At 65.4% G+C, this 9,055-nt stretch carries 7 protein-coding genes; 5 read left to right on the forward strand and 2 right to left on the reverse strand.

Annotated features, from left to right (window positions below; genetic code table 11):
- The first annotated feature begins 118 nt into the window (after positions 1 to 118).
- Positions 119 to 1,639, forward strand: a complete 1,521-nt coding sequence (gene glpK, locus V3W46_RS10710; protein WP_331783105.1) for a glycerol kinase GlpK — start codon at positions 119 to 121, stop codon at positions 1,637 to 1,639.
- A gap of 49 nt (positions 1,640 to 1,688) precedes the next feature.
- Here glpK and V3W46_RS10715 read toward each other — a convergent pair whose 3' ends face one another.
- Complete coding sequence (locus V3W46_RS10715; RefSeq protein WP_331783106.1) at positions 1,689 to 3,614, reverse strand: hypothetical protein; 1,926 nt, start codon at positions 3,612 to 3,614, stop codon at positions 1,689 to 1,691.
- Positions 3,615 to 3,708: 94 nt separating this feature from the next.
- Here V3W46_RS10715 and V3W46_RS10720 point away from each other — a divergent pair, with 94 nt between their 5' ends.
- The 4 genes from V3W46_RS10720 to V3W46_RS10735 all read left to right on the forward strand — a co-directional run bounded on the left by V3W46_RS10720 (position 3,709) and on the right by V3W46_RS10735 (position 8,418).
- Complete coding sequence (locus V3W46_RS10720) at positions 3,709 to 4,581, forward strand: hypothetical protein (protein WP_331783107.1); 873 nt, start codon at positions 3,709 to 3,711, stop codon at positions 4,579 to 4,581.
- A 111-nt stretch (positions 4,582 to 4,692) separates the two neighbouring features.
- A complete protein-coding gene (locus V3W46_RS10725; protein WP_331783108.1) occupies positions 4,693 to 5,772 on the forward strand; it encodes a hypothetical protein in 1,080 nt (359 codons plus the stop codon).
- A 129-nt stretch (positions 5,773 to 5,901) separates the two neighbouring features.
- Entirely contained in the window at positions 5,902 to 8,076 is a 2,175-nt protein-coding gene (locus V3W46_RS10730) for an APC family permease (protein WP_443069970.1), read from the forward strand.
- Positions 8,077 to 8,241: 165 nt separating this feature from the next.
- Entirely contained in the window at positions 8,242 to 8,418 is a 177-nt protein-coding gene (locus tag V3W46_RS10735; RefSeq protein ID WP_443069969.1) for a DUF3073 family protein, read from the forward strand.
- Positions 8,419 to 8,614: 196 nt separating this feature from the next.
- Here the strand turns inward: V3W46_RS10735 and V3W46_RS10740 are convergent.
- A partial coding sequence (locus V3W46_RS10740) for a hypothetical protein (RefSeq protein WP_331783111.1) occupies positions 8,615 to 9,055 on the reverse strand: 441 nt, incomplete at its 5' end.

Raw genomic sequence — 9,055 nt, forward strand, 5'->3', positions numbered from 1 at the left:
ATCATCGGCGGCGTCATCGCCGGCCTCGTCGCCGTACCACTCCTCCCCATCCTGACCTGACGCCGACGTCAGCAACGGTTTCCAGCAGAACAACGCACGAACAAAGGAGTTACACCCCATGAGCGAGCAATACGTCATCGCGATCGACCAGGGAACCACGTCTTCCCGCGCGATCATCTTCACCCACGAGGGAACGATCGTCAGCACCGGCCAGAAGGAGCACGAGCAGATCTTCCCCCGTGCCGGCTGGGTCGAGCACAACCCCATCGAGATCTGGGACAACGTTCGCGAGGTCATCGGCCAGGCCCTCTCGAAGGCCAACCTGACCCGTCACGACATCGCTGCCATCGGCATCACCAACCAGCGCGAGACCGCAGTGGTGTGGAACAAGAAGACCGGCCAGCCCGTCTACAACGCCATCGTCTGGCAAGACACCCGCACGCAGCCCATCGTCGACCGCCTCGCGGCCGACGGCGGCGTCGAGCGGTTCAAGCAGATCGTCGGCCTCCCGCTGGCGACCTACTTCTCGGGCACGAAGATCGTCTGGATCCTCGAGAACGTCGACGGCGCACGCGAGGCCGCCGACGCCGGCGACCTGCTCTTCGGCACCACCGACTCATGGGTTCTCTGGAACCTCACCGGAGGCGTCGACGGCGGCGTTCACATGACCGACGTCACCAACGCTTCGCGCACCCTCTTCATGGACCTCGAGACGCTGCAGTGGCGCGACGACATCCTCGAAGCGTTCAACGTGCCGAAGTCGATGCTGCCCGAGATCAAGTCGTCGTCTGAGGTCTATGGCGTGGCCAGCGACAACAGCCTGCTGCGCGAGGTGCCCATCGCGGGCATCCTCGGCGACCAGCAGGCGGCCACCTTCGGCCAGGCGGCGTTCGACGCGGGCGAGTCGAAGAACACCTACGGCACCGGCAACTTCCTGATCTTCAACACCGACACCGAGATCGTGCACTCCAAGAACGGTCTGCTCACGACGCTGGGCTACAAGCTGGGCGACCAGCCGGCCCACTACGCACTCGAGGGTTCGATCGCCGTGACCGGTTCGCTCATCCAGTGGCTGCGCGACAACCTCGGCATCATCTCGTCGGCCCCCGAGGTCGAAGACCTCGCCAAGACGGTCGACGACAACGGTGGCGCGTACTTCGTGCCGGCCTTCTCGGGTCTGTTCGCGCCGTACTGGCGGTCGGATGCCCGTGGAGCCCTCGTGGGCCTCACCCGCTACGTCAACAAGGGCCACATCGCCCGCGCCGCCCTCGAAGCGACCGCCTTCCAGACCCGCGAGGTTCTGGATGCGGTCAACGCCGACTCCGGCGTCGACCTGACCGAGCTCAAGGTCGACGGCGGCATGATCGCCAACAACCTGCTCATGCAGTTCCAGGCCGACATCGTGGGCGTGCCCGTCGTGCGCCCCGTCGTCGCCGAGACCACTGCGCTAGGTGCCGCCTACGCGGCCGGCCTCGCCACGGGCTTCTGGGCGAACCTCGACGACCTGCGCGCCAACTGGCAGGAAGACAGCCGCTGGACTCCGAACATGGACGCCGACGAACGCGACCGCCAGATCCGCAACTGGAAGAAGGCCGTCACGAAGACCCTCGACTGGGTCGACGCCGACACCCAGGAGTAAATTCCTCGACGAAGGGCGGTCATCCATCTGGATGGCCGCCCGTTCGTGGTTAACGCACCCAGTTCCACGTCACGGTTCCCCCCTCGATCGAGTAGGTCCAGGTCTGCTGCGACCCATCGACGGAATAGGTCATCGTGGTTGCGGGCTCGAGTGCGCCGGGCGACCCGAGCAGGCTCGCCCCCGAAGCCGACATGCCATCGATGTTCAACTGGATGCCCGTGGAACCAGGGTCGGTCGCCCACTGCATCGTCGACGCCGCCGAGTCGAACGTGACATGCGCATCGGTGTGGCCCGTGCCGACGACATTCGCCGTCGAGCTGATGGCACCCGAGATGGTGGCTGCGAATGTCGAGTTCATGTCGATGGCGGCAGAGCCGTCGCCGTCGACCGTCAGCGTTGTAGCGCCACCAGTCGGCGCGTAAGCCACGGTGGCTCCGTCTGCCGAAGCCAAAGAAAGACCAGAGAGCTTCCACACCCCGCTCGTCTGCGGGTGCGCGCAGTCTGTGTCAGGGTTGAATGCCAGACCAGTGACAACAGCCTTACCTGCATCGACTCCTCCAGTGACGGCGAGACGCACCAGACCTGGGGGCAGCGGGCTCATTGCGCCGAGGTTACTCACCATCCCGGCTGGGCAAGCGCATGCGTCGGCGCGGGAGCAATACGACGTTGACGCGGCAGGGTTCACGATCTCGGAGCCGTCGGCGAATCTCAGACGGCCAACTCCGTCGAAAGCGACTGTCATGATGTCGGCCGTGGGGTTGAGCAGCGCGACATCTACCGCTGCTGGCTGGGCCGCGAACGTTTGTGAGCCACCGTTAGCGAGATCCATCTGATCTGTCGCTGCGGGAGCTCGGTCTGCAGGAAGACCGACACCGTACATCTCCCAAGCGGCTCCGAGAGTCGGGTCGTGAAAGAATCCACTCGGCCAGTCCGTGAGCGACGTCTTATCGCCGGTGAGTGCAAGAAATGCCGCACTGTTCTCGCTCGGAAGCGTCGCCCACTCATGCCACAGATCGACCCCGCGGTTGTCGAGATAGTGGAAGAACCCGTAGGCGTCGTATGTTCTCGCGAAAAGTGTGCGCTGAGGAACCCGGAGATACGACCACCAGAAGTTGGGCGCGTTCAACGAGAAGTAGTACCAATCCGGTGGCGGCCCGTTCGGGCCGATGGGAGCCTTGCTCGATGCCCACAGGGCCATTCCCTCTCGAAACCAGGCACCCGGCACGCGGGTGCCGTGGATCGCGAGGCCCTCGACACAATGAAAGGTCTCGTGCAGCAGTACGAAATGCTGAATGCTCAAGGGCTTCTGGGGGAACTCGGCGCGATTCAGGTCGATTAGGCAGCCTGATGCGTTCGGGAATGCTTCGGCCGTGACGTGATCCTCTGGCGCAGGTGCGTAGGAGACCGTCGGCCGCCACCCCGGATCGGTCAGCGCGGACTGAGCCAAGAAATACTCGAAGGCAGCGCCCACCTCGCGCTCAGTGCCGGTGAGATCGGCGTCGGAGCCGTCGGTGAGTGCTGCCGAGAGGCGTGCCGTCGGCGTCGTCGATACCGACGCGGGCGATCCGGATTCGACCTCTTGCGTTGTCGCAAGGTCTGGGGCCGCCGCGAGAGCCGCCTGGCGTTGGTCCTCGGTGAGATCTTGCCAGTGCTGCCGAATCCAGAGGAGCGCGAGCGTGCCGGACTCGATATCGGTCTGTGCCCCCGGCGGCGTCTGAGCTCCAGGCAACGGCGAAAAGGCGACTCCGAACGCTTCGAGCGCGGTTTCGGTTGTGACTGAACCGTCATCGGCGACCTGCGAGAGAACCGACTGCCACCGTGTGTCGTCGGAGGGCAACGCCGATTCTGGAGAACTCTGCCCCGCGCCGGTGCAGCCAGCCATCGCGACCGAGACCACCAGCACGAGGGCGGCGCAGCATGCTCGTGTTGTGAGGGGAATGCGCCGACTGTGCGAAATTGAGTTGCTGACCATCATCTGATGATACTGAGAATTCTTCGCTATTGTAGGACTCGTGAATGGATCTTCACCCGAGCGCTTTCGGGCCGTAGCTCAGGTTGATCACAACGCTGTGCTGCGCCTGACCGCGACCCAACGCGGTGCCTACGTGCTCGACCTGCGCAGCGGAAAGCTCTGGTATGTCGACGGTGCAGCGGGAGAATTGAGGGAGGTGACGACGCTTGACAGGGGGTCGGTCATCCGGTGCCAGCCGGGGGTGACGCTCGGCGACGATCTGGTGCTGCCGATTGCACCGTCGAGACCCCGTCAGGGTACGGCCGTGGTCCTCTATTCGCGCGCGGGGAAGGCACAGCAGCTGGCCCAGCTCGATGCCGGAACACAGCGCGTCAGCCTCGCCGTCTCTGGAGGAAAACTATTCGGAACAGCCAGGAACAGCGTGTACGCGCTGACGGACGACGGCGTGAACGAGGTGGCCCGGCTCCGGCCCCACTCGTATCCGACCCTGGCGGCGTCGGGTACGCAGTGGCTCTTCGCCGCCAACCCCGGTCGAGACACTGTCACGCGAATCGGGCTCGCCGCAGCCGGGGCACGAGAGATCGAGCACGAGTACGCCGAGCTTCCGCACGCCAGCAACCCGATGCACCTCGCTGTCGACGGCAACGGCGTCGTCTTCACTGCCAATGCATTCTCCGGCACCGTGTCGGCTATTCGCCCCGACCGTTCGATCCAAACCTTCTCCCTGCCGCCCGCAGTCAGCGCATTCAGCTCTGGACCGGCCCCCTCCACACCGACCAAGATCGTCATCGGTGCCGACAACACGGTCTACGCCTTAGCGGGCTGGGTCTACGAGCTGGCCGAGCGGGACACACTGGTGCGTCGAGTTTCAGCTGATTCGGGCCTTCGGTTCGTCGACATAGCGGCGTCCCCGAGCGGCCCGGTGTTCGCAACCGATGATGAAGGTCGCGTCTTGCGCCTCGGGCGCTGAGTGACGACATCGGCTGCAGTGACGACACCATCGGAGCACACGCGACATCGCGCGGAGTGCTGGCTTCGCCAGAACGGCCTTCCGTTTTTCGTAACGCAGCGACGGCGACGCGTGTTACTCCTCGCGCGAACCGCTCCGTTTCTCGTCTCGCTGCTGACTCTCCACGTCTCGGCCTGGCAGTTCTCGCGTGCCGACCTCTCGATCGATGACGACGTGGCGGCCGTTATCGTCGTCGCATCGACCGCTTCAGCCGTGCTCGCCATGATCGGGGTGATCATCGTCGTCTTCGCGGTCAGCAGACGAACACTCGTGGAGCATCCCCGCGCGATGCGCATCGTCGGCAGTCTCACCGCCACCTACTACCTTGCTGTCGATCCGTGGCTCTATGAGATGCCCTCCGGTGACCGAGGATTGCAGGTGCCCGTCATGGGTACCCTCGTCGATGCCCTGGTCGTCGGTGCGGCGGTGTGCGCAACCTGGTGCGGCGTAGGTTCTGTCGCCGCATGGGCGGCGCGCACATCGATGGGCCGGCTGCGATCGCTCGGCGAGATGAGCACGCGCGCGCTCCCGCTGCTCATGCTCGTGGTGTTCTTCTCCTTCTTCTCCCCCGCCATCTGGGCGGTCACGGCTTCGATGACCATTCTGCGCCTGCTGGGGGTCGTAGCCGTTTTCGCCTTTCTCGCGCTGCTCTTTATGCTGCCCGTGACCCGATCGGAATTGACCGGTGTCGACGACCAGATCGGTGTGGACGAGCGAGCCGAACTGATCGCGGGCACCGAGTTGCCCGATCTGCTCGAGGCAGCTCTAGTGCCCGGATCACCCCTCACCCGGGCCGAGCGCGTCAACTTGCACACGGTGCTCATGCTCGCTCAAGGCGCCCAGGTCGGCATCTTCGCGGGGCTCGTGGCCGTCTTCCTGGTCGCGCTCGGCGAAGTGGCGCTCGCGCCCACGGTTCTCGCGACGTGGCTGGGCCCGCAGCCATCCCAGGTCGAGCTGTTCGGGCTCGCCACCGGCGTCGACACCGCGCTCGTGAAGACCGCCGTCTTTCTCAGCTGCGTGTCGTCGCTCAACTTTCTGGTGTCGGCGACGAACAACGCGGCGTACAAGGCTGCGTTCTACGACCCACTGTTCACCGAGGCCCGCGTGGCCCTCGCCGTGCGCTCTGCCTACCGGGCGATCGGGCAGCGCTGAACGGCCGCTGGGAGCGCCCATCAACTCGATTTGATCCGGAAATATTCCGGTGTAGTGTCGTCACACGTGACTAACGAACCCAGGTCTGCGAAACGCTGGATTATCGGCGACCCGCTGCCCAGCCACAAGATGGAGGGGCAGCTACTTCCCAAGCGCCTCGCACTGCCCATCTTCGCCAGCGACCCGCTGTCGAGCGTGGCGTACGCGCCCCAAGAACTGCTGATGATCCTGCTCATCGGCGGGCTCGCATTCCTCTCGTTCGCTCCCATCGTCGCCGGTGCGGTCATCGTGTTGCTGATCGCCGTCGTCGCCTCGTACCGCCAGCTCGTGAAGGCCTACCCCTCCGGCGGCGGCGACTACGAGGTCGCCCACAAGAACCTCGGCGAGAAGGCCGGCCTGGTGGTCGCCTCGGCGCTGCTCGTCGACTACGTTCTGACCGTCGCGGTGTCTGTCGCCTCCGGCGTCGACAACATCATCTCGGCGCTGCCGTTCCTGAACGGGTTCCGCGTCGAGATGGCCATCGGATTCGTCGTGCTGCTCGCCGCCGTGAACCTGCGCGGTGTGGCCGAGTCGAGCAAGGCCTTCGCCTTTCCCACCTACATCTTCGTGGGCAGTGTTCTGCTGATGATCGTGGTCGGCCTGACCTCGACCGCTCTCGGGCATCCGCCGGTCGCCGAGTCGGCGCAGTACGGCGTGCAGGCCCAGGGCCTCGGCCAGGTGGCGGTGATCCTGCTGCTGTTGCGGGCGTTCTCGAGTGGATGCTCGGCCCTCACCGGCGTCGAAGCCATCGCCAACGGCGTTCCCGCCTTTCGCCGCCCCAAGATTCAGAACGCCCAGCGCACGCTGGTGTTGATGGGCAGCATCGCGATCACCCTGTTCGCCGGGCTCACCGCGCTGGCGCTCATCTCGGGCGTGCACTACGCCGAGAACGCCTGCGAACTGACCGGGTTCGTGAACTGCGGAAACGTGCCCCAGCGCAGCCTGATGGCCCAGGTGGCCTCGGCGGTGTTCGGCAACAACTCGATCATGTTCTACGTGATCCAGGCGGCCACGGCGGCGGTGCTGCTTCTGGCGGCCAACACGGCGTTCAACGGTTTCCCTCTGCTGGGTTCGGTGCTCGCCAAAGACTCGTACGCGCCCAAGGCGATGCTGACGCGCGGCGACCGCCTCGTGTTCTCGAACGGCATGATCCTGCTGGCGCTGGCTGCGGCCGCCATCCTGTTCGTCTACCAGGCGTCGCTGACGAACCTGATCCAGCTCTACATCATCGGGGTGTTCGTGTCGTTCACCCTCGGTCAGACGGGCATGATCGTGCACTGGGTGCGCCTGTTGAAGAGCGGTACGCCCGACCGGGGAGCGGTCATCCGCAGCCTCACCATCAACTCGTTCGGCGCGCTGCTGACATTCATCGTGCTCATCGTCGTCACCATCACGAAGTTCACGCACGGCGCGTGGCTGGTGTTCGTGATCATGCCGATCTTGTACATGTTCATGCTCGGCATCAACCGGTACTACCGCGACGTGAACAAAGAGATCGAGGTCGACCCGGTCACCACGTTCGGCGCGAAGGGCGACTACGCCATCGTGCTCGTCGGGCGCATGCAGAAGCCGGTGCTGAAGGCGCTCGACTACGCCATCGCGGCCAAGCACGAGAACCTCGAAGCGGTGCACATCTCGATCGACGAAGAGCAGACGCGCCAGCTCGAGCGCGACTGGGCCGAGCAGAACATCGCCGTTCCGCTGCGCATCATCGACTCGCCGTACCGCGACGTCGCAGAGCCGCTGTGCGGCTACATCAAGAAGCACCGCGCCCAGTTCGGCTCTGAGGTCGTCACCGTGTACACCCCGATCTACATCGTGGGGCACTGGTGGGAGGCGTTGCTGCACAACCACAAGTCGCGCCGTCTCAACCGCCGGCTGATGCTGGTGCATGGCGTGACCATCGCGCTGGTGCCCTGGCTGCTCGACTCGAGCGAACTGATCTACGGGCGCCGGTCGCGCCCGCTGCCGGGCCAGGAGCGCCGGGGTGACCCGATTCGGCCCGTGCAGCGGGCGTACACACCGCAGGTGACGCCGGATTCGCAATGGGGTGCTGCGCGGGCCGCGCGGGCGGCTGCGGGTGGTGTTGGGGCTGGGTCTGGGTCTGCGGTTGGTGTTGGGGCTGGGTCTGCGGTCGGGGCTGGGTCTGCGAGCGGCTCCGGCACCGGGTCTGCGGCCACGACGGGCACCGGGGCTGTCGCCGGTTCGGCCACCTCGGTTGCGCAGCCGACGACCACGACCGGAGCGCCGCCACGCGGCGAATAGCAACCCCCGACGCACGTTCGTGCACACAGAGGAGCGGTGCAACCCGCGTGCTAAACTCGGTTTAGATTTTACGTATTCAACTCATCCGGGTGGTCCAATCCCCCGGCCCGAAAGGTGAGGGGGTCTCGCATGGGGCGCGGCCGTCAAAAAGCTAAGCACACCAAAGTGGCTCGCGAGCTGAAGTATTTCAGCCCCGACACCAACTACAGCGCACTCGAGCGCGAGTTGGGCACCCATTCAGAACCCGACTTCGCCGCCCTTGCAGCGAAGTACGACACCGACGACGAGTTCGAAGAAGACCTCGACGAGTACCTCCCCACCGACGAGCAGAAACGCGCCTGACGCGCCGCGCGCCTCGGGCGCGCTGTTCCAATGTGGGCAGCCATCCGCTGACGCGCCCTTGGCACGTCGCTGCGACCTTTGGATGACGCGGCGGCGTAATGCGCAGTCGGCGCCATCCCGGCTCGTCGCTGAGCCGCGTGGATGACGCGAGGCGCTTTGCGCAGCGTGCGCCCGCCCCGGCCCGGCCGCAAGAACCCTACGGTTGTTCGTCGCCCTGGGGAGCGTCTCTGACGGCTTGGGTGCCCTCAGCGCCACCAGGCTCAGCATTACCAGCCTCAGCGCTAATGGGCTCAGCGCTGCCAGCCTCGGCGTCGCCGCCCTCGATGAGTTCGACGCTGATCGTCTTGGCCGCGCGACGCGACGCACGGTCGACCAGCAGCGCCACGATCGCCCCCAGCGCGAACCCGGCCACCACGAAGAACAGCGCCAGGAATCCGAACACCTGCGAGTAGTCGAACCCGGGCGGCTCCGGGAACGCCAGCGTCAGAACCAGCGCGACCACCAGCCCGAGCACGGCCCCCGCGATCATGAACCGGAAGTATCGGGGCGCGCGGTGGATGGTGACGGTGTCGTCGCCGACCACGCTCTCAGACTCTGCTTCGGGGGTGATGCTCACCCCTCCATTCTCGCAGCACTT

It is taken from the genome of Subtercola sp. YIM 133946, assembly GCF_036553535.1.
Lineage (GTDB): Bacteria > Actinomycetota > Actinomycetes > Actinomycetales > Microbacteriaceae > Subtercola.